We start from the raw sequence: 18,974 nt of genomic DNA, 5'->3' as shown, positions 1-18,974 counted from the left end.
ACCACTACATTTCACCCAACCTGTGCATATAGACACAGTCTGCAACTGACAGCCGGCACCAGAGGCCGTTACAATTGTCGACTTTGTCGCAACGCTTGGAGCTCAACCTTCCGTGCCCGTTCTGCGTCTACCGCTTCTCCCTGCCGCGGCAGGTAAACAGCACTGGGGCAACCTGCCCGGTGCCGCCCTGAGCCTGGCCATCGCCGAGGCCGCCAGCGCTGCCAAGCGCTTTACCCTGCTACTGACCGCCGACAGCCAGAGTGCCGAACGGCTGGAACAGGAGCTGAGTTTCTTCGCCCCGGATTTGCCTGTTCTGCATTTCCCTGACTGGGAAACCCTGCCCTACGACCTGTTCTCGCCACATCAGGACATCATCTCTCAGCGCATCTCCAGCCTGTATCGGTTGCCAGAACTGAGTCATGGTGTGTTGGTCGTGCCGATCACCACGGCCCTGCACCGCCTGGCGCCGACCAAATTCCTGCTCGGCAGCAGCCTGGTGCTGGATGTCGGCCAGAAGCTCGACGTCGAGCAAATGCGCACCCGGCTTGAGGCCAGCGGCTATCGTTACGTCGATACAGTCTATGAGCACGGCGAATTCACCGTGCGCGGCTCGCTGATCGATCTGTTCCCGATGGGCAGCAAACTGCCCTTCCGCATCGATCTGTTCGACGACGAAATCGAAACCCTGCGTACCTTCGATCCGGAAAACCAGCGCTCCATCGACAAGGTGGACACTGTTCGCCTGCTGCCGGCACGGGAATTCCCGCTGCAAAAGGACGCGGTCACCCGCTTCAAGGCGCGCTTTCGTGAGCGTTTCGATGTCGATTTCCGTCGCTGCCCGATCTTTCAGGATTTGAGCAGCGGGATTACACCGGCCGGTATCGAGTACTACTTGCCACTGTTCTTCGATGAAACCTCCACCCTGTTCGATTACCTGCCCCAGGACACGCAAGTGTTCTCTTTGCCGGGCATCGAACAGGCGGCGGAAAATTTCTGGAACGACGTGCGCAATCGTTACGAAGAGCGCCGCGTCGACCCATCCCGTCCTTTATTACCACCGGCCGAGCTGTTCTTGCCCGTGGAAGACTGCTTTGCCCGCCTCAAGAGCTGGCCCCGCGTGGTTGCCAGTCAACAGGACGTGGAAACCGGTGTCGGTCGCGAGCGCTTCCCGGCTCAGTCGCTGCCGAACCTGGCCATCGAAGCCAAGGCCACTCAGCCGTTGGCGGCGCTGGCCGGCTTCCTCGACGAATTCCCTGGCCGCGTGCTGTTTACCGCCGAGTCCGCGGGCCGTCGTGAAGTGCTGCTGGAATTGCTGGAACGCCTGAAGCTGCGGCCGAAAACCGTCGACAGTTGGCCAGACTTTGTTGCGAGCAAGGAGCGCTTGGCGATCACCATCGCACCGCTCGACGAAGGTCTGTTGCTGGACGATCCAGCCTTGGCCCTGGTCGCTGAAAGCCCGTTGTTCGGGCAGCGCGTGATGCAGCGCCGTCGCCGCGAGAAACGCGCCGACGCCAATAACGATGCGGTGATCAAGAACCTCACCGAGCTGCGCGAAAACGCGCCGGTGGTGCACATCGATCATGGTGTCGGCCGCTATCTGGGGCTGACCATCCTGGAAATCGACAATCAAGCCGCCGAATTCCTGACCCTTGAATATGCCGAGAACGCCAAGCTGTACGTTCCGGTAGCCAACCTGCATTTGATCGCCCGCTACACCGGCAGCGACGATGCCCTGGCGCCGCTGCACCGCCTCGGTTCCGAGACCTGGCAGAAAGCCAAACGCAAAGCCGCCGAACAGGTGCGCGACGTGGCCGCCGAGTTGCTCGACATCTATGCCCGCCGCGCCGCTCGCGAGGGCTATGCCTTCGCCGACCCGAAAGCCGATTACGCGACCTTCAGCGCCGGTTTCCCGTTCGAAGAAACCCCGGACCAGCAAACCACCATCGAAGCGGTGCGCGCCGACATGCTCGCACCGAAACCGATGGATCGACTGGTCTGCGGCGACGTCGGTTTCGGCAAGACCGAAGTGGCGATGCGTGCGGCGTTCATTGCGGTGCATGGCGGTCGTCAGGTGGCGATTCTGGTGCCGACCACCCTGCTCGCCCAGCAACACTACAACAGCTTCCGCGACCGCTTCGCCGACTGGCCGGTGAGCGTGGAAGTGATGAGCCGCTTCAAGTCGACCAAAGAAGTGAACGCTGCGGTCGCGGACCTGGCCGAAGGCAAGATCGACATCGTCATCGGCACACACAAGCTGCTGCAAGACGACGTGAAGATCAAAAACCTCGGGCTGGTGATCATCGATGAAGAGCACCGTTTCGGTGTCCGTCAGAAAGAACAGCTCAAAGCGCTGCGCAGTGAAGTCGACATCCTGACGCTGACCGCTACGCCAATTCCGCGCACGCTGAACATGGCGGTGTCGGGCATGCGTGATCTGTCGATCATCGCCACGCCACCGGCCCGTCGCCTGTCGGTGCGCACGTTCGTCATGGAGCAGAACAAGAGCACGGTCAAAGAAGCCCTGCTGCGTGAGTTACTCCGTGGCGGTCAGGTCTACTACCTGCACAACGACGTGAAGACCATCGAGAAATGCGCCGCCGACCTCGCCGAACTGGTGCCGGAAGCGCGGATTGGCATCGGCCACGGGCAGATGCGTGAACGCGATCTCGAACAAGTGATGAGCGACTTCTACCACAAGCGCTTCAACGTGCTGATCGCCTCGACCATCATCGAGACCGGCATCGACGTGCCGAGCGCCAACACCATCATCATCGAGCGTGCCGACAAGTTCGGTCTGGCTCAGCTGCACCAATTGCGCGGCCGGGTCGGTCGCAGCCACCACCAGGCGTATGCTTACCTGCTGACACCGCCGCGCCAGCAAATCACTCCCGACGCGGAAAAGCGCCTCGAAGCGATCGCCAATACCCAGGACCTCGGCGCGGGCTTCGTACTCGCCACCAACGACCTGGAAATCCGTGGTGCCGGCGAACTGCTGGGCGACGGGCAGAGCGGGCAGATCCAGGCCGTCGGTTTCACGCTGTACATGGAAATGCTCGAGCGCGCGGTGAAGTCGATCCGCAAGGGCGAACAGCCGAACCTCGATCAGCCACTGGGTGGCGGCCCCGAAGTCAATCTGCGCGTACCGGCGTTGATTCCCGAGGACTATCTGCCGGACGTGCATGCTCGACTGATTCTCTACAAACGCATTGCCTCGGCCACCGATGAGGAAGGCCTCAAGGACCTGCAAGTGGAGATGATCGACCGTTTCGGTCTGCTGCCGGAGCCGACCAAGAACCTGGTGCGGATCACGGCGTTGAAATTGCAGGCCGAACAACTGGGCATCAAAAAAGTCGACGGTGGCCCGCAGGGCGGTCGTATCGAGTTCGCGGCGCAGACACCGGTCGACCCGCTGACACTGATCAAACTGATCCAGAGCCAGCCCAAACGCTACAAATTCGAAGGCGCCACGATGTTCAAATTCCAGGTGCCGATGGAAAGCCCGCAAGAGCGTTTTAATACTGTAGAGGCGCTGTTCGAGCGCCTCATTCCGACCACTGCTTAAGGACGCCGCATGCGCCTGTTTCGCTCACTGACCTTGTTGATGTCGTTGTTTTCGTCGTTCGCCTCGACGGCGTTTGCTGATGATCTGTATCAGGTCGAAATGATTCTGGTGCGGCAAAACGCCGTGCCCGCCATCGTCAGCCGCGCCGCGCCGGAAGACTGGGATGCCGGCGCCCAGCGCATCAGCCCCGACAGCTTTCGCACGCCAAGCCTTAATCCCGAAGTGGAAAAACTCACCGCCAGCAACGAATACACGGTGTTGCTGCACAAGGCCTGGCAACAGAACCTGGGGGAAGAAGCCAGCAAAGTGGCGATCAGCGAGGGCAAGGAACAGTTTGGCCAGTTCCCGATCGAAGGCACTCTGAGCCTGAAACTGGGGCGCTTCACCGACGTCGACGCCGACTTCTGGGTCAATCAGATTGACGCCAACGGCCTGGTCACCGCCAGCGAACGCCTGAAGCAGGACAGCCACACCAAAAATGGCCAGTTGAATTTCCTCGACAACGGTCACCTCGGCCTGCTGATCAAGATCACCTCCCTGACAGCGCCCGCACCACGGGAAGCTCCAGAAGTCGTTCCGGACTGATCTAGGGGGCGTTCTCAATTAGTTTTCACGCCGCGCCGGGTCTGCTGTTGTGCAGGGCAAGGCGCGAGAAGCGTGGTTTGGTCATTCCAAATAAGCTTCGAGCAACGCAGCCCTGCACAACAGCAGGCCCGGCCCTTCGGGTTGTGCCCTAAAGCGGGCCAGGCTGCGTTGCAGGCCTCGGAAAGGGAACAACCATTCCCAGCGGCCTGCGCCTTGCCTGGCCCGCTTTAAGGCGACAACGCGACGGGAAAACTAATTGAGAACGCCCCCTATGCCCCCGACCCTGAGCAAACCCCTGGCAACATCCTGGGTCAGCCGATTCAAGGAACAGAGCCTGGAGCGTGGCCGTCGCTACGCGCTGGAGAACCGCGTCAGGATCGTCGAAGTCGGCGACGCCACCATCACCGCCAGTTGCGAAGGCTCTGGCGGTAACGTTTACCGTCAGACCATTCGCCTGCGCGAGTCGGCCAAAGGCACCTTGCTGATGATCGACGCCACGTGCACCTGCCCGGTTCATAGCAACTGCAAACATTGCGCGGCGGTGTTGCTGCAAGTACAGGAAACCCTCGCCTACCCAGCGGCTGCCAAAGACGCTGAACTGCTGGAAAAACTTCAGGCCGTACTGGAAAACCGTAGCCCGAAAGCGCCGCCGCAAATCCTGGTGGACAACGTGCAACCGGTGCCGCGCCTGTGGCTGGCGAGCATCGAGTTCAGCGCCTTCGAACCGCGCAACGGCAAGATGCAGCGGTACATCCAGCATCGCGCGGCGCTGTCCTTCAGCTATCTGGATGAATACGTCAGCGGACAGAAAAACACTGACACCCTGATCCGCCAGGAGACGCAGACGTTGCGGATAAAACGCCACCCGGAAGTCGAACAGGCCTACAGGGAACAGCTGCGAATCCTCGGTTTCAAGATCGCCACCCGACAAAGCAAGGCCTTGCCCGAAAGTGCCGGCGAACTCTACGAGATGGTCAACGACAGCGCCTGGCTGACCTTCACCCTCAACGAGCTGCCGAAGCTGCGCACCCAGGGCTGGGAGTTGCAGATCGACGAGGATTTCGGCTTCGACCTGACCGCCGTGGACGACTGGTACGCCACTGTCGAGCAGGCACCTGAGCGCGACTGGTTCGACCTGGAATTGGGGATCATCGTCAACGGCGAACGGCTGAGCCTGTTGCCGATCCTGTTGAACCTGATGCGCTCCCACACCGAGATCCTCAACCCGGAACGGCTCGCCCGACGTCGCGACGACGAACTGATTCTGGTGAACATCCCGCAGCGCCGCAGCACCGACCAAGGCCCGTTGCAGGTCGCCCTGCCCTTCGGCCGCTTGAAACCGGTGCTGGCCACCCTCGGCGAGTTTTATCTGCAAGAACCCGGCGAAACCACGCTGCGCCTGAGCAAGGCCGACGCCACGCGACTGAATCCGCTGGAAGGCCTGCCGTTGCTCTGGGAAGGTGGCGAGCAGATCCGCACCTTTGCCCAACGCCTGCGCGACATCAAGGACCACACCGCGGTGGCACCCGAAGGCTTGAATGCCACCTTGCGCCCGTATCAGCTGGAAGGCCTGAGCTGGATGCAGTCGTTGCGGCAACTGGAAGTCGGCGGGATTCTCGCGGACGACATGGGCCTGGGCAAAACCCTACAGACCCTGGCGCACATTCTCAGCGAGAAGAACGCTGGGCGCCTCGATCGGCCGTGCATGGTGGTCATGCCCACCAGCCTGATCCCCAACTGGCTCGACGAAGCCGCGCACTTCACGCCGCAGCTCAAAGTGCTGGCGCTGTACGGTGCCAGTCGCAAAAAGCATTTCGAGCACCTGGCCGATTACGACCTGATTCTGACCACCTATGCACTGCTGCCCAAGGATGTCGAGCGCCTCGCCGCGCAACCGTTTCATGTATTGGTGCTGGATGAAGCGCAGTACATCAAGAATCCCAACAGCAAGGCCGCCCATGCAGCCCGTGAGCTGAATGCTCGCCAGCGTCTGTGCCTGAGCGGCACACCGCTGGAAAACCATCTGGGCGAGTTGTGGTCACTGTTCCACTTCCTGCTGCCCGGCTGGCTCGGTGACGTGAAAAGCTTCAACCGCGATTACCGCGTACCAATAGAAAAGCGTGCCAGCGAAGTAAGACTCCAGCACCTCAACGGTCGGATCAAACCGTTCCTGCTGCGCAGGACCAAGGAGCAGGTGGCCACCGAACTGCCGCCGAAAACCGAGATCATCCATTGGGTCGAACTCAACGAAGCCCAGCGCGACGTATACGAAACCATGCGCCTGGCCATGGACAAGAAAGTCCGCGACGAAATCACCCGCAAGGGCGTGGCGCGTAGCCAGATCATCATTCTTGAAGCACTGCTGAAGTTGCGTCAGGTGTGCTGCGATTTACGCCTGGTCAACGATGCTGCCCTACCCGCGCGCGGTAGCACCTCCGGCAAGCTCGATAGCCTGATGGAAATGCTGGAGGAGTTGTTCGAAGAAGGTCGGCGGATTCTGCTGTTTTCGCAGTTCACCTCAATGTTGTCGTTGATCGAGGACGAGCTGAAAAAACGCGGCGTGGCGTATGCGATCCTGACCGGACAAACCCGCGACCGACGCACGCCTGTGAAGGAATTCCAGAGCGGCAAGCGTCAGATCTTTCTGATCAGCCTGAAGGCTGGCGGCGTAGGACTGAACCTGACCGAAGCGGATACGGTGATTCACTATGACCCTTGGTGGAACCCGGCGACAGAAAACCAGGCGACGGATCGTGCCTATCGCATTGGTCAGGAGAAGCCGGTATTCGTCTACAAGATGATTGCCAGGGGCACGGTGGAAGAGAAGATTCAGCATCTGCAGAAGGAAAAATCCGATCTGGCCGCAGGCGTGCTGGATGGGCGCAAGACCGGGGACTGGAAGTTGCAGAGCGATGATATCGAGGCGCTGTTTGCGCCGTTGCCGGAAAAAATTGATAAGTAGCGGCGATCTATAGATCGCTTTCGCGGGCAAGCCTCGCTCCTACAGACTTGAGTCGTTCGCATTGTCGGCGAACGACTCAAGTCTGTAGGAGCGAGGCTTGCCCGCGAAGGGGTCGGTTCGGTTTAACGATCGATCAGCCCTTGAGCACCCGCGCCAACGTCGACCTCACCTTGCCCATCCCGTCACGCAATGCCTGCTCGATCTCGGCCATGGTGATCACCGCTGTCGACTTGCCCGCCGCAGGGTTCACCACCAGTGCCAGACAGGCGTAATCCAGTTCCAACTCGCGTGCCAATGCCGCTTCCGGCATGCCAGTCATGCCGACGATGTCACAACCGTCACGTTCCAGCCGCGCAATTTCAGCCACTGTTTCCAGACGCGGGCCCTGGGTGCAGGCGTACACGCCATGGCTGCTGTAGGCAACGCCTTCAGCCGCCAACGCCGCGATCAATTGCTCACGCAGGGGTTCGCTGTAGGGATAGCTGAAGTCGATGTGCGTGACCTGTTCCAGGTCATCGGCGAAATAGGTGTGCTCGCGGCCGCTGGTGTAGTCGATCAGTTGATGCGGCACGCAGAAATGTCCGGTGCCCATCGCAGTATGAATCCCGCCCACGGCGTTGACCGCGAGAATCGCTTCGGCACCGGCCTGCTTCAAGGCCCACAGGTTGGCGCGGTAGTTCACCTGATGCGGCGGAAAACGGTGTGGGTGCCCATGACGCGCGAGAAACAGCACTTCCTTGCCAGCGTACTCACCGTTCTGCACTTCGGCCGAAGGCGTACCGTAAGGAGTGTCCACCGCCAATGACTGACGAATGCTCAAGCCTTCGAGTTGTGTCAGGCCGGTGCCGCCGATAATCGCGTAAACCGTCATGACGAGAAGTCCTTAATCAATCAATTGAGCTTCTTTGAGCGCGCCGATGGCCGCTAGCCAGCGCGGGTCTTGACGGTATTCGGTGCTGGCGTATGCCTGCCCGCGCATCCGCGCAATACGCGCCGAAGGTTTGACCTTCAAACGCTGGGCGGCGCTCAAGGCCAGCTCCGCAGCTGCGCGATCGTTGCACACCAGGCCCATGTCGCAACCGGCGGTCAATGCCGCTTCGATGCGACTGGCAGCATCGCCAACCACGTGGGCACCGGCCATCGACAGGTCATCACTGAAGATCACCCCATCGAACTGCAGCTCGCCGCGCAGGATGTCCTGCAACCAGCGACGGGAGAAACCTGCAGGCTGGGAATCGACTTGTGGATAAATTACGTGGGCCGGCATGACGGCGGCCAGTTGCTTGCTCAATCGTGCAAACGGCACAAGATCGTTGGCGCGGATTTCGTCGAGGCTGCGCTCGTCGCTGGGAATCGCGACGTGGGAATCGGCCTCGGCCCAACCGTGACCCGGGAAATGCTTGCCGGTGGCGGCCATTCCCGCGCTATTCATGCCACGGATAAATGCACCGGCGAGCAAGGCGGCACGCTCGGGATCACCTTCGAACGAACGGGTGCCGACCACCGCACTGCGCTGGTAATCCAGGTCCAGCACCGGGGCGAAGCTCAAGTCGAGACCGACCGCGAGCACTTCAGTCGCCATGATCCAGCCACACTGCTCGGCCAGCTCCTCGGCATTCGGGTTATCGGCGATGGCACGCATGGCTGGCAATCGCACGAAGCCTTGGCGCAGCCGCTGAACCCGACCGCCCTCTTGATCCACCGCCAGCAGCAGATCGGGACGAATGGCGCGAATCGAAGCGCTCAATTCGCGCACTTGACGCGGATGCTCGATGTTGCGGGCAAAAATGATCAGGCCGCCCACTTCGGGTTGGCGCAACAATTGGCGATCTTCAGCCGTCAGCCAGATACCGGCGACGTCCACCATCAACGAGCCTTGCAGGCCAGCAGTCATAGAGATTCCTTGATTACGATTAACCCGGCTCGCACGAATTCGCCGCCATGGGCTGTGCCCGGCGGGTCGGCGATTTCAATGAGGAGCGGGTTCAGAACGAGAGTCGGCATGGGCGGCTAGCTTAGCGGATGTCAGCTGCCGCGCCCACCCGTGTGCGGTTAAACCTTGGCGGCGACCGGAGCCGATTTGCTGCGTGGACGCAACTGCGCGGTGGCCATGGCAGCGTCGGTGACGCCGGTTTCGGCCCGCATGCCTGCGGCCAGGAACGGCACCATCAGACGCATCACTTGTTCGATGGAGGTGTTGACGCCGAAGTCGGTCTCGGCAATCGCACGCAAGGCCTTGATCCCCGACATGCTGAACGCCGCGGCACCCAGCATGAAGTGCACACGCCAGAACAGTTCGATCGGGGGAATGCGCGGCGCGGCCTCGTTGACCAGCATCATGTAGCGGCGGAACACCTTGCCGTACATATCTTCCAGATAACGACGCAAGTGCCCTTGGCTCTGACTGAACGCCAGCCCCAGCAAACGCATGAAAATGGACAGGTCATTGCCGCTGCGTGGTTGCACCACCAAGGCTTGCTCGACAAGAATCTCCAGCAGCTCTTCAAGGGTCGGCTTGTTCTCGGGCTTGGCCTGGCGGCGCTCCAGCTCTTTATCGAGACTGAGACAGAATGGCCCGAGAAAACGCGAGAAGACCGCCTGAATCAGCGCCTTCTTCGACCCGAAGTGATAATTCACCGCCGCAAGATTGACACCGGCCTTGCTGGTGATCAGACGCAATGAGGTTTCAGCAAAACCTTTTTCCGCGAACAACTGCTCGGCAGCATCGAGAATGCGTTCAACGGTTTCCGACTGGGCCATGGCTACTCCGCCTGACAAACACTTGTTTGAAACATACGTTTCAGCCTTGGCCTTGTCAAGTCTGGCGGTTCGTTTTGGGAATGGTCGGTCAGGTATTTAACCATACAACAGCAGCGCATCGATCAGCGAGCGAAATGACCGTCCAGCGCCCGGCAAAAAAAGGGGCATTGCCAAGACCGGTTCACTGTATATAATCCCAGTCACTGTATAAAAAGACAGAGCGATCAATATGCTAAAGCTGACGCCACGCCAAGCAGAGATTCTGGCCTTCATCAAACGTTGCCTCGAAGACAACGGCTACCCGCCGACCCGCGCGGAAATCGCTCAGGAACTGGGGTTCAAGTCGCCCAATGCGGCGGAAGAACACCTCAAGGCGCTGGCCCGCAAGGGAGCGATCGAGATGACCCCGGGCGCCTCCCGCGGCATCCGCATCCCTGGCTTCGAAGCCAAGGCCGACGAGTCCAGCTTGCCGATCATTGGCCGGGTGGCTGCCGGTGCGCCGATCCTCGCCCAGCAGCACATCGAGGAATCCTGCAACATCAACCCTGCGTTCTTCCATCCTCGCGCTGACTATCTGCTGCGGGTCCATGGCATGAGCATGAAGGACGTCGGCATTTTCGACGGCGACCTGCTGGCCGTCCACACCACCCGTGAAGCCCGTAACGGTCAGATCGTGGTGGCGCGGATCGGCGACGAAGTGACCGTCAAGCGCTTCAAGCGCGACGGCAGCAAGGTTTGGTTGATTGCCGAAAACCCTGAATTCGCCCCTATCGAAGTCAACCTGAAAGATCAGGAACTGGTTATCGAAGGCTTGAGTGTCGGCGTGATTCGCCGCTAAAGGAGGCTTTATGCAGTTCCCACATACCTCACAGCAAGCCCAACTGCCGTTGTTCGAGGCGTTCATGGCGCAGCCATTGGCGCCGATCCTGAAAGACGTGGTCGAATCGCCCTGGAGCGCCGAGCCCGAAGTCTTCAGCGAGCTATCACTGCGCGGCGCGGCCGGGAACTGCCTGAACCTTTTGGCACCGATTCTCAGGGAACTGAGTCAGGATCAAGATGCACGCTGGCTGACACTGATCGCCCCACCCGCCAGCCTGACACAAGCCTGGTTACGGGACGCCGGCCTGAACCGTGAACGCATTCTGCTCCTGCAGCCGCGCGGCACGCAGAGCGCTCAGCAGTTGACCTGCGAAGCCTTGCGACTGGGCCGCAGCCATACGGTCGTCAGCTGGCTTAACCCGCTGAGCACATCGTCGCGGCAACAGCTGATCAGCGCCGCCCGTATCGGGGATGCGCAAAGTCTGAATATTCGACTGGGTTAACTGACAAACACGGTGCGCGCTGAACAGCGCAGGGCTTCTCCAGGGATAGAGAAGCCGATCTGTAGAGGTATCCGAAGAATCCGACGGGCGGGATCAATGAAGAACCCGTGACCCCTCTTCCTTATCAAATTCGCCTTCAACCAGGCGTCCTGCCATCTGAACACCGACGCTCAACATCGCCTTGGCGACTTCCACATGCTGGCCTTGCAGGAAAACCTTGGCATCCTCGGAGAAATCCAAAGTAACCAGAGAACCCTCGTCCTCAGCCCTGCGCAGCTCGATTCGGCCGTCTGGTAACTCGACAATTTCTAGAAAGGACGTTGGCATAAAGGTCTGTTCTCCACGAAAGGCGGGGATTATATAGGCATCAGCCAAGCTTCGCTCGGGATCTTGACCAGATGCCATCATGAAGAGAAATTTCTGACAACACGCTTCCTTGAGCGGACCCTTCCCTAAACACTCAATCTTTCAGCACTCGTTCAACCCTTCGCGAAACCGAATCGCCAGACCTTTAAGGTTCTGACGCCAGCTCTCCAGCTCTTCCCGACTCAGCTCTTCCGGCGCCTCTTCTTCATCCAGATTAACGGCCAGAATGAGCGGCTGCGTCACATCACCCTTGGGCTTGTGCGGCGCGCGAGGCGGCTGAAACAGTGCGGCATATGCCGACAGCAGCTTGGCCAGCCAGGTTTCAGGGTTTTGCGCCAATTCAACCATCTCGGCCATTTCCGGAATAGCGATGGTTTCCAGCACTTCGCGAGTCAGCAGCATCTCTGCCCGCGGCGCATTGGCCTGAGGCAGGCGATAGAAACCGGCGATTTCATGGCACAGCCCCAACAGCGCACCGTACAGGTGAAACAACGCTGATTCGCGCCCAGCCTGAATCAGCGCCAAGGCGTTCATCGCCCGCCCCTCTTCGGCTTTGGCGAGCGCTTCCAGCGACAGGCCGGCGAAATAAATTTTCTGGTTGGTACGGGTATAGAGTTCGTGGGCCATGACGGCAGCCTCCACAACGAAATAATTGCTTCACGCAGGTCAGACAGTGTCGTGGATCACCTGAGCTTCCCGCAAGCCCAAAACAAAAGGCCGCATGAAAACCCGAGGGTTGTCATGCGGCCTTTTGTGTACAGCCTATTAAGCCTTGGCTGCTGGACGCTTGTCTTCAACCGTCCACTTGCCGCCATCGTAGTACGCCTTCCAGCCAGTCGGCTTACCGTCGACTTCTGTCTGCACGTACTGCTCTTTGGTCTTGCGGCTGTAACGGATCACTGCCGGGAGACCGTCCGGGTCTTTCTTCGGTGCTTCGCAGAGGAAGTGGTACTTCGGATCGATCTCATCCTTGTGCGGCACAATCTCCATGACCAATGGAGCACGAGTCTCGCGGTTTTTCGGAAACTGGCTGGCCGCCAGGAACAAGCCGGAAGCACCGTCGCGCAAGATATAGGTGTCGTTGACCTTTTCGCATTTGAGCTCAGGCATCTTCACCGGATCCATCTTCGGCGGCGCCGCGTCACCGCTTTTCAGCAGCTTGCGGGTGTTCTTGCAGGTGGCGTTGGTGCAACCGAAGAACTTGCCGAAACGGCCGGTCTTGAGCTGCATCTCGCTGCCGCACTTGTCGCACTCCAGGCTCGGACCTTCGTAGCCCTTGATGCGATAGGTGCCCTCTTCGATTTCGTAGCCAGAACAATCCGGGTTGTTACCGCAGATGTGCAGCTTGCGCTTCTCGTCGAGCAGGTAGGCGTCCATGGCCGTGCTGCAGATCGGGCAACGATGCTTGCCACGCAGGACCAGCGACTCGGACTCACCCTCGTCGTCCGCGGCGATTTCATCGCCCGGCACCAGGTTGACGGTGGCTTTGCAGCGCTCTTTCGGCGGCAGGCTGTAGCCCGAGCAACCGAGGAATACGCCTGTCGAAGCAGTACGGATCTGCATCGGACGACCGCACAACACGCACGGAATGTCAGTCATTACCGGCTGGTTGGCGCGCATGCCGCCTTCGGCGCCTTCAGCCACTTCGAGTTTCTTCTTGAAGTCGCCGTAGAACTCGTCGAGCACGTTTTTCCAGTCGCGCTCGCCCTGAGCCACGTCATCGAGGTTCTCTTCCATGCCGGCGGTGAAGCCGTAGTCCATGAGATTGGAGAAGCTCTCGGCCAGACGCTCGGTGACGATGTCGCCCATCTTTTCCGAATAGAAACGACGGTTGTGCAGCGCCACGTAGCCGCGGTCCTGGATGGTCGAAATGATCGCCGCATAGGTCGAAGGACGACCGATGCCGCGTTTTTCCATTTCTTTAACCAGGCTCGCTTCCGAGTAACGCGCCGGCGGCTTGGTGAAGTGCTGGGTCGGATCAAGCTTGATCAGCTTCATCGCGTCGCCCTGGGCCATGTCCGGCAGCACGTCGTCATCGCCAGGCTTGGCAATTTGCGGCATGACGCGGGTGTAACCGTCGAACTTCAGGATGCGGCCCTTGGCACGCAGTTCGAAGTCGCCAGCACCGACGGTGACCGTGGTCGACAGGTATTGCGCCGGCAGCATCTGGCAGGCCAGGAACTGGCGCCAGATCAGCTCGTAAAGCCGCTCGGCATCACGTTCCATGCCCGATAGCTTGCTTGGCTCGGTATTGGCGTCGGACGGACGAATCGCTTCGTGAGCCTCTTGTGCGCCTTCCTTGCTGCTGTAGATGTTCGGGTTTTCCGGCAGGTACTTCTTGCCGAACTCACCTTCAATATAAGTACGCGCCATCGCCACGGCATCGACCGAGAGGTTGGTGGAGTCGGTACGCATATACGTGATGTAGCCGGCTTCGTACAAACGCTGGGCCATCATCATGGTTTTCTTCACACCAAAGCCCAGGCGGTTACTCGCAGCCTGCTGCAGGGTGGAAGTGATGAACGGTGCCGACGGCTTGCTGCTGGTCGGTTTGTCTTCGCGCTTGACGATGCTGTAGCTGGAAGCCTTGAGCTTTTCCAGCGCGGCCATGGCCTGGGCTTCGTTGAGCGGCTTGAAGGCTTCGCCTTTCTCACGGGCCACGTCGAAACGCACAGTCGCGCCCTTGGTGGTGCCGAGGTCGGCATGAACTTCCCAGTACTCTTCCGGGTTGAACGCGCGGATTTCACGCTCACGCTCGACCACCAGCTTCACGGCAACCGATTGCACGCGACCGGCGGACAGGCCACGGGCGACCTTGGCCCACAGCAGCGGCGAAACCATGTAACCCACCACGCGGTCGAGGAAGCGACGCGCCTGCTGGGCGTTTACTCGATCGATGTCCAGCTCGCCTGGTTTGGAGAAGGCTTCCTGGATCGCTTTCTTGGTGATTTCGTTGAACACCACGCGCTTGTAGCGGCTGTCGTCACCACCGATGGCTTCGCGCAGGTGCCAGGCAATGGCTTCCCCCTCGCGATCCAAGTCGGTTGCGAGATAGATGGTGTCAGCATCTTTGGCGAGCCGGCGCAGCTCTTCGATGACTTTTTCCTTGCCCGGGAGGATCTCGTACTTGGCTTTCCAGCCATGATCGGGATCGACACCCATGCGCGAGACCAGCTGCTTGCGCGCTTTCTCTTTCGGCGTGAGCACCGGACCTTCACCTGCGGCGGCCTTGCCGCGCTTGGCGGCAGGCTCTTTGCTGGCGCTAGCCGAACCGCTGGTGGGCAGGTCTCGGATATGGCCGATACTCGACTTCACCACGTATTGGTTACCCAGATACTTGTTGATGGTCTTGGCCTTAGCCGGGGATTCCACAATGACCAGCGATTTGCCCATGGATCAGAAAATTCCTGAATTCTAGAAGTGAAAGGCGGTTGGCGCCTGACGCGGCACCGCTATATATAGTGGCTACAAGGTGAGGTCAAGCGCAGGGTTCTGCGCGCACTCCCCTTATGGCTGCGGAAAAACGCTCGGTTCGGCTTGCACCAAAGCAAAGCGTGGCACCTGTTCGCCGTCAACCTCGACCGACTCCAGGAACATGCTCAAGGGGCGCACCCAAAAGCCGTAATCGCCATACAGGGCTTGGTAGAAGACCACTTCTTCTTCGGTTTCCGAATGCCGCGCAACAGCGAATACACGGTACTGCGGACCTTTGTAATGTTCGTAGAGCCCAGGTTGTATCGGCATGGTTTGGCCCTCACTCAAATTTTTTCAAAATAAAAACAAAATAAATCCGGAAAAAACAAAAACCGGGGCACTTGGCCCCGGCTTCCATCAGCGAAACGCTTAAACGCGTTCGAAGACGGTGGAGATGCCTTGGCCAAGACCAATGCACATGGTGGCTACCCCGAAGGTGCCGCCATTCTGCTTCATCACGTTCAGCAAAGTGCCGGAGATACGGGCACCGGAGCAACCGAACGGGTGACCCAGGGCGATCGCGCCGCCGTGCAGGTTAACCTTCTCGTTCATCTTGTCGAGCACTTTCAAATCTTTCAGCACTGGCAGCGCCTGTGCGGCGAAAGCTTCGTTGAGCTCGAAGAAGTCGATATCGTTGATACCAAGACCCGCGCGCTTCAGTGCTTTCTGCGTTGCCGGTACTGGACCATAGCCCATGATCGCCGGGTCCACACCCGCCACTGCCATCGAACGAATCACCGCCATCGGCTGGATGCCCAGGTCCTGGGCACGCTGCGCCGACATCACGATCATGCACGAAGCACCGTCGGTGATCTGCGACGAAGTACCGGCTGTCACGGTGCCGCCCTTCGGGTTAAACGCTGGCTTCAGAGCCGCCAGGCTTTCCAGGGTGGTTTCCGGACGAATGGTTTCGTCGTAGTCGAACAGTTTCAGGAAACCGTTCTCGTCGTAGCCCTGCATCGGGATGATTTCGTCTTTGAACTTGCCTTCCAAAGTCGCCTTGTGGGCGAGTTGGTGGGAGCGCACGCCAAAGGCGTCCTGTTGTTCGCGAGTAATGCCGTGCATTTTGCCGAGCATTTCCGCGGTCAGGCCCATCATGCCCGAGGCTTTCGCCGCATACAGGGACATGTGCGGGTTCGGATCGACACCGTGCATCATGCTCACGTGACCCATATGCTCGACGCCACCAACCACGAACACGTCACCGTTACCGGTCATGATCGCTTGCGCAGCGGTGTGCAGAGCACTCATTGACGAGCCACACAGACGGCTGACGGTCTGGCCGGCCGCGGTGTGCGGGATCTGCGTCATCAAGGACGCCATGCGAGCGATGTTCCAGCCCTGCTCCAGGGTCTGGTTCACACAGCCCCAGATCACGTCTTCAACTTCGCTCGGGTCGACCTTGACGTTGCGTTCCAGCAATTTGCTGATCAGGTGCGCCGACATGTCTTCGGCGCGGGTGTTGCGGTGCATGCCGCCCTTGGAGCGGCCCATCGGCGTACGACCGAAGTCGACAATCACGACGTCTCTAGGATTCAAGCTCATATACTTTCACTCTCGCTCTAGTGTGGGCGCTTAACCGAAGAAGCTCTGACCGTTTTTGGCCATTGCACGCAGCTTCGTGGTCGGGTGGTACAGCGCGCCCAAATCAGCGTACTGGTCAGCCAGGGCAACGAACTCTGCAACACCGATCGAGTCGATGTAGCGCAGCGCACCGCCACGGAATGGAGGGAAACCAATACCGTAGACCAGACCCATGTCGGCTTCGGCGGCGGTTTCGACGATGCCGTCTTCCAGGCAACGCACGGTTTCCAGGCACAGCGGGATCATCATCCAGTTGATGATGTCTTCGTCGGTGACTTCGCGCTGTTCGAACACGATTGGCTTGAGTACTTCCAGTACCGAAGGATCGGCGACTTTCTTCTGCTTGCCGCGCTTGTCGGTCTCGTAGGCGTAGAAACCCTTGCCATTCTTCTGGCCCAGGCGCTTGGCTTCATAGAGCACGTCGACGGCCGAACGGCGATCGTCCTTCATGCGGTCCGGGAAGCCTTCAGCCATGACGTCACGACCGTGGTGACCGGTGTCGATGCCGACCACGTCCATCAGGTACGCCGGGCCCATTGGCCAGCCGAATTTTTCCATGACCTTGTCGATGCGGACGAAGTCCACGCCGGCGCTGACCAGTTTGGCGAAACCGCCGAAGTACGGGAACAGCACGCGGTTGACCAGGAAGCCCGGGCAGTCGTTGACGACAATCGGGTTCTTGCCCATTTTCTTGGCGTAGGCAACGGTGGTGGCAACGGCCACTTCGCTGGACTTCTCGCCACGGATCACTTCAACCAGCGGCATCATGTGCACCGGGTTGAAGAAGTGCATGCCGACGAAGTTTTCCGGACGCTTGAGGGCTTTGGCCAGCAAGGTGATGGAAATGGTCGAGGTGTTGGACGCGAGGATGGTGTCCTCTTTGACCTTGCCTTCGACTTCGGCCAGAACGGCTTGCTTGACCTTCGGGTTCTCGACAACGGCTTCGACGACCAGGTCGACGTGACCGAAATCACCGTAGGACAGGGTCGGACGAATGCCATTGAGCACTTCGGCCATTTTCGCCGGGGTCATGCGACCTTTATCAACGCGGCCCACCAGCAGCTTGGCGGCTTCGGCCAGACCTTGCTCGATGCCGTGCTCGTTGATGTCTTTCATCAGGATCGGCGTACCTTTGGAGGCCGACTGATAGGCGATACCGCCACCCATGATGCCGGCGCCCAATACGGCAGCCTGCTTCACCTCTTTGGCGATTTCGTCGTAGGCCTTGGCCTTTTTCTTCAGCTCCTGATCGTTCAGGAACAGACCGATCAAGCTCTGCGCGGCAGAGGTCTTGGCCAGTTTGACGAAACCGGTGGCTTCGACTTCCAGCGCCTTGTCGCGACCGAAGTTCGCGGCTTTCTGGATAGTCTTGATCGCTTCGACCGGTGCCGGGTAGTTCGGGCCCGCTTGACCGGCCACGAAACCCTTGGCGGTTTCGAACGACATCATTTGTTCGATGGCGTTGAGCTTGAGCTTTTCGAGCTTCGGCTGACGCTTGGCCTTGTAGTCAAATTCACCGGAGATGGCGCCCTTGACCAGGTTCAGAGCCGCTTCCTGCAGTTTCTCCGGGGCGACCACAGCGTCGACAGCACCGACTTTCAGCGCGTCTTCAGCGCGGTTTTCCTTACCGGCAGCAATCCACTCGATGGCGTTGTCGGCACCGATGATGCGCGGCAAACGCACAGTACCGCCGAAGCCTGGGTAGATGCCCAGCTTGACTTCCGGCAGACCGATTTTGGCGGTATTGGCCATGACGCGGAAATCTGCCGCCAGGCACATTTCCAGACCGCCACCCAGTGCGATGCCATTGATAGCGGCGACAGTCGGGACGTTGAGGTCTTCGAAATCGCTGAAAATCTTGTTGGCTTCGAGGTTACCAGCGACAAGCTCTGCATCCGGCAGCTTGAAGTTGTCGACGAATTCGGTGATGTCGGCGCCGACGATGAATACGTCCTTGCCACTGCTGACGATCACACCCTTGATCGAAGCATCTGCCTTGATGGTGTCTACGGCCTGACGCAGTTCGTTCAGGGTAAGACGGTTGAACTTGTTGACGGACTCACCCTTGAGGTCGAATTTCAATTCGACGATGCCACTTTCAAGAGCCTTAACCGTGATGGCTTTACCTTCGTAAATCATCAACTGATCTCCACGATATGGAAGCTGAACAGTACACGTCGGACGCAGGCGACTGGCTCGGCAAGGACGCTTATCGTCGATGCTACGCCAATTCACCCGGCACACCCGCCAACGCGATAGTCGGGATTCTGTAGGAGCGCTCTGTAATACAAACGCTCAATTCATACGCCCGTTTGATTTGGGTATGTCACCTTCACGGAATTTCCGGCAATTGTCAATC

The 18,974-nt window shown here is 59.4% G+C and carries 14 protein-coding genes; 5 read left to right on the top strand and 9 right to left on the bottom strand.

Features of this window, described 5'->3' with window-relative positions; genetic code table 11:
- Nucleotides 1-112: 112 nt before the first annotated feature.
- The 3 genes from mfd (at nucleotide 113) to AB7M22_RS06195 (ending at nucleotide 7,109) form a co-directional block, all read left to right on the top strand.
- Complete coding sequence (mfd, locus tag AB7M22_RS06205; RefSeq protein WP_007907758.1) at nucleotides 113-3,562, top strand: transcription-repair coupling factor; 3,450 nt, start codon at nucleotides 113-115, stop codon at nucleotides 3,560-3,562.
- 9 nt (nucleotides 3,563-3,571) lie between these two features.
- Nucleotides 3,572-4,147 (top strand): CsiV family protein, encoded by a 576-nt coding sequence (locus AB7M22_RS06200; protein ID WP_454185576.1) that lies wholly within the window; start codon nucleotides 3,572-3,574, stop codon nucleotides 4,145-4,147.
- A gap of 271 nt (nucleotides 4,148-4,418) precedes the next feature.
- Nucleotides 4,419-7,109: an SNF2-related protein gene (locus AB7M22_RS06195; RefSeq protein ID WP_454185575.1), complete on the top strand. Its 2,691-nt coding sequence runs from the start codon at nucleotides 4,419-4,421 to the stop codon at nucleotides 7,107-7,109.
- A gap of 133 nt (nucleotides 7,110-7,242) precedes the next feature.
- Here AB7M22_RS06195 and AB7M22_RS06190 read toward each other — a convergent pair whose 3' ends face one another.
- The 3 genes from AB7M22_RS06190 to AB7M22_RS06180 form a co-directional block, all read right to left on the bottom strand.
- Nucleotides 7,243-7,980, bottom strand: coding sequence for an S-methyl-5'-thioinosine phosphorylase (locus tag AB7M22_RS06190; protein ID WP_454185574.1), 738 nt, complete (start codon nucleotides 7,978-7,980; stop codon nucleotides 7,243-7,245).
- Between the two features lie 12 nt (nucleotides 7,981-7,992).
- Nucleotides 7,993-8,991, bottom strand: coding sequence for a beta-N-acetylhexosaminidase (gene nagZ, locus AB7M22_RS06185; RefSeq protein WP_454188761.1), 999 nt, complete (start codon nucleotides 8,989-8,991; stop codon nucleotides 7,993-7,995).
- 170 nt (nucleotides 8,992-9,161) lie between these two features.
- Nucleotides 9,162-9,869, bottom strand: a complete 708-nt coding sequence (locus tag AB7M22_RS06180) for a TetR family transcriptional regulator (RefSeq protein ID WP_454185573.1) — start codon at nucleotides 9,867-9,869, stop codon at nucleotides 9,162-9,164.
- Between the two features lie 229 nt (nucleotides 9,870-10,098).
- Here AB7M22_RS06180 and lexA point away from each other — a divergent pair, with 229 nt between their 5' ends.
- Together lexA and sulA are read left to right on the top strand one after the other, a co-directional pair.
- Nucleotides 10,099-10,707 (top strand): transcriptional repressor LexA, encoded by a 609-nt coding sequence (gene lexA, locus AB7M22_RS06175; RefSeq protein WP_427625563.1) that lies wholly within the window; start codon nucleotides 10,099-10,101, stop codon nucleotides 10,705-10,707.
- Nucleotides 10,708-10,717: 10 nt separating this feature from the next.
- A complete protein-coding gene (gene sulA, locus AB7M22_RS06170; RefSeq protein ID WP_008007086.1) occupies nucleotides 10,718-11,191 on the top strand; it encodes an SOS-induced cell division inhibitor SulA in 474 nt (157 codons plus the stop codon).
- A gap of 93 nt (nucleotides 11,192-11,284) precedes the next feature.
- Here the strand turns inward: sulA and AB7M22_RS06165 are convergent, their stop codons facing one another.
- The 6 genes from AB7M22_RS06165 to fadB all read right to left on the bottom strand — a co-directional run bounded on the left by AB7M22_RS06165 (nucleotide 11,285) and on the right by fadB (nucleotide 18,754).
- Complete coding sequence (locus tag AB7M22_RS06165) at nucleotides 11,285-11,518, bottom strand: hypothetical protein (RefSeq protein ID WP_008007084.1); 234 nt, start codon at nucleotides 11,516-11,518, stop codon at nucleotides 11,285-11,287.
- A 141-nt stretch (nucleotides 11,519-11,659) separates the two neighbouring features.
- On the bottom strand, nucleotides 11,660-12,184 hold the full coding sequence (locus AB7M22_RS06160) for a DUF6586 family protein (protein ID WP_095052049.1): 525 nt from the start codon (nucleotides 12,182-12,184) through the stop codon (nucleotides 11,660-11,662).
- Between the two features lie 138 nt (nucleotides 12,185-12,322).
- Complete coding sequence (topA, locus tag AB7M22_RS06155; RefSeq protein ID WP_454185572.1) at nucleotides 12,323-14,950, bottom strand: type I DNA topoisomerase; 2,628 nt, start codon at nucleotides 14,948-14,950, stop codon at nucleotides 12,323-12,325.
- A 114-nt stretch (nucleotides 14,951-15,064) separates the two neighbouring features.
- A complete protein-coding gene (locus AB7M22_RS06150; RefSeq protein WP_007907781.1) occupies nucleotides 15,065-15,301 on the bottom strand; it encodes a DUF1653 domain-containing protein in 237 nt (78 codons plus the stop codon).
- A 99-nt stretch (nucleotides 15,302-15,400) separates the two neighbouring features.
- Nucleotides 15,401-16,576 (bottom strand): acetyl-CoA C-acyltransferase FadA, encoded by a 1,176-nt coding sequence (gene fadA, locus AB7M22_RS06145; RefSeq protein ID WP_008007076.1) that lies wholly within the window; start codon nucleotides 16,574-16,576, stop codon nucleotides 15,401-15,403.
- A gap of 30 nt (nucleotides 16,577-16,606) precedes the next feature.
- Nucleotides 16,607-18,754 (bottom strand): fatty acid oxidation complex subunit alpha FadB, encoded by a 2,148-nt coding sequence (gene fadB, locus AB7M22_RS06140; RefSeq protein ID WP_454185571.1) that lies wholly within the window; start codon nucleotides 18,752-18,754, stop codon nucleotides 16,607-16,609.
- Nucleotides 18,755-18,974 lie beyond the last annotated feature (220 nt).

The organism is Pseudomonas sp. ADAK2 TE3594 (assembly GCF_053628675.1).
Note: the sequence above shows the minus strand (reverse complement) of the source record. Positions and strands in the feature narration are given on the sequence as shown.

What these genes read in the sequence shown, in the direction of transcription:
- AB7M22_RS06200 (WP_454185576.1), top strand. Translation starts at nt 3,572, where the DNA reads ATGCGCCTGTTTCGCTCACTGACCTTGTTGATGTCGTTGTTTTCGTCG.
- lexA (WP_427625563.1), top strand. Translation starts at nt 10,099, where the DNA reads ATGCTAAAGCTGACGCCACGCCAAGCAGAGATTCTGGCCTTCATCAAA.
- sulA (WP_008007086.1), top strand. Translation starts at nt 10,718, where the DNA reads ATGCAGTTCCCACATACCTCACAGCAAGCCCAACTGCCGTTGTTCGAG.
- AB7M22_RS06160 (WP_095052049.1), bottom strand. Translation starts at nt 12,184, where the DNA reads ATGGCCCACGAACTCTATACCCGTACCAACCAGAAAATTTATTTCGCC.
- topA (WP_454185572.1), bottom strand. Translation starts at nt 14,950, where the DNA reads ATGGGCAAATCGCTGGTCATTGTGGAATCCCCGGCTAAGGCCAAGACC.
- fadB (WP_454185571.1), bottom strand. Translation starts at nt 18,754, where the DNA reads ATGATTTACGAAGGTAAAGCCATCACGGTTAAGGCTCTTGAAAGTGGC.
- AB7M22_RS06190 (WP_454185574.1), bottom strand. Translation starts at nt 7,980, where the DNA reads ATGACGGTTTACGCGATTATCGGCGGCACCGGCCTGACACAACTCGAA.
- AB7M22_RS06150 (WP_007907781.1), bottom strand. Translation starts at nt 15,301, where the DNA reads ATGCCGATACAACCTGGGCTCTACGAACATTACAAAGGTCCGCAGTAC.
- AB7M22_RS06195 (WP_454185575.1), top strand. Translation starts at nt 4,419, where the DNA reads ATGCCCCCGACCCTGAGCAAACCCCTGGCAACATCCTGGGTCAGCCGA.
- AB7M22_RS06180 (WP_454185573.1), bottom strand. Translation starts at nt 9,869, where the DNA reads ATGGCCCAGTCGGAAACCGTTGAACGCATTCTCGATGCTGCCGAGCAG.
- fadA (WP_008007076.1), bottom strand. Translation starts at nt 16,576, where the DNA reads ATGAGCTTGAATCCTAGAGACGTCGTGATTGTCGACTTCGGTCGTACG.
- AB7M22_RS06165 (WP_008007084.1), bottom strand. Translation starts at nt 11,518, where the DNA reads ATGCCAACGTCCTTTCTAGAAATTGTCGAGTTACCAGACGGCCGAATC.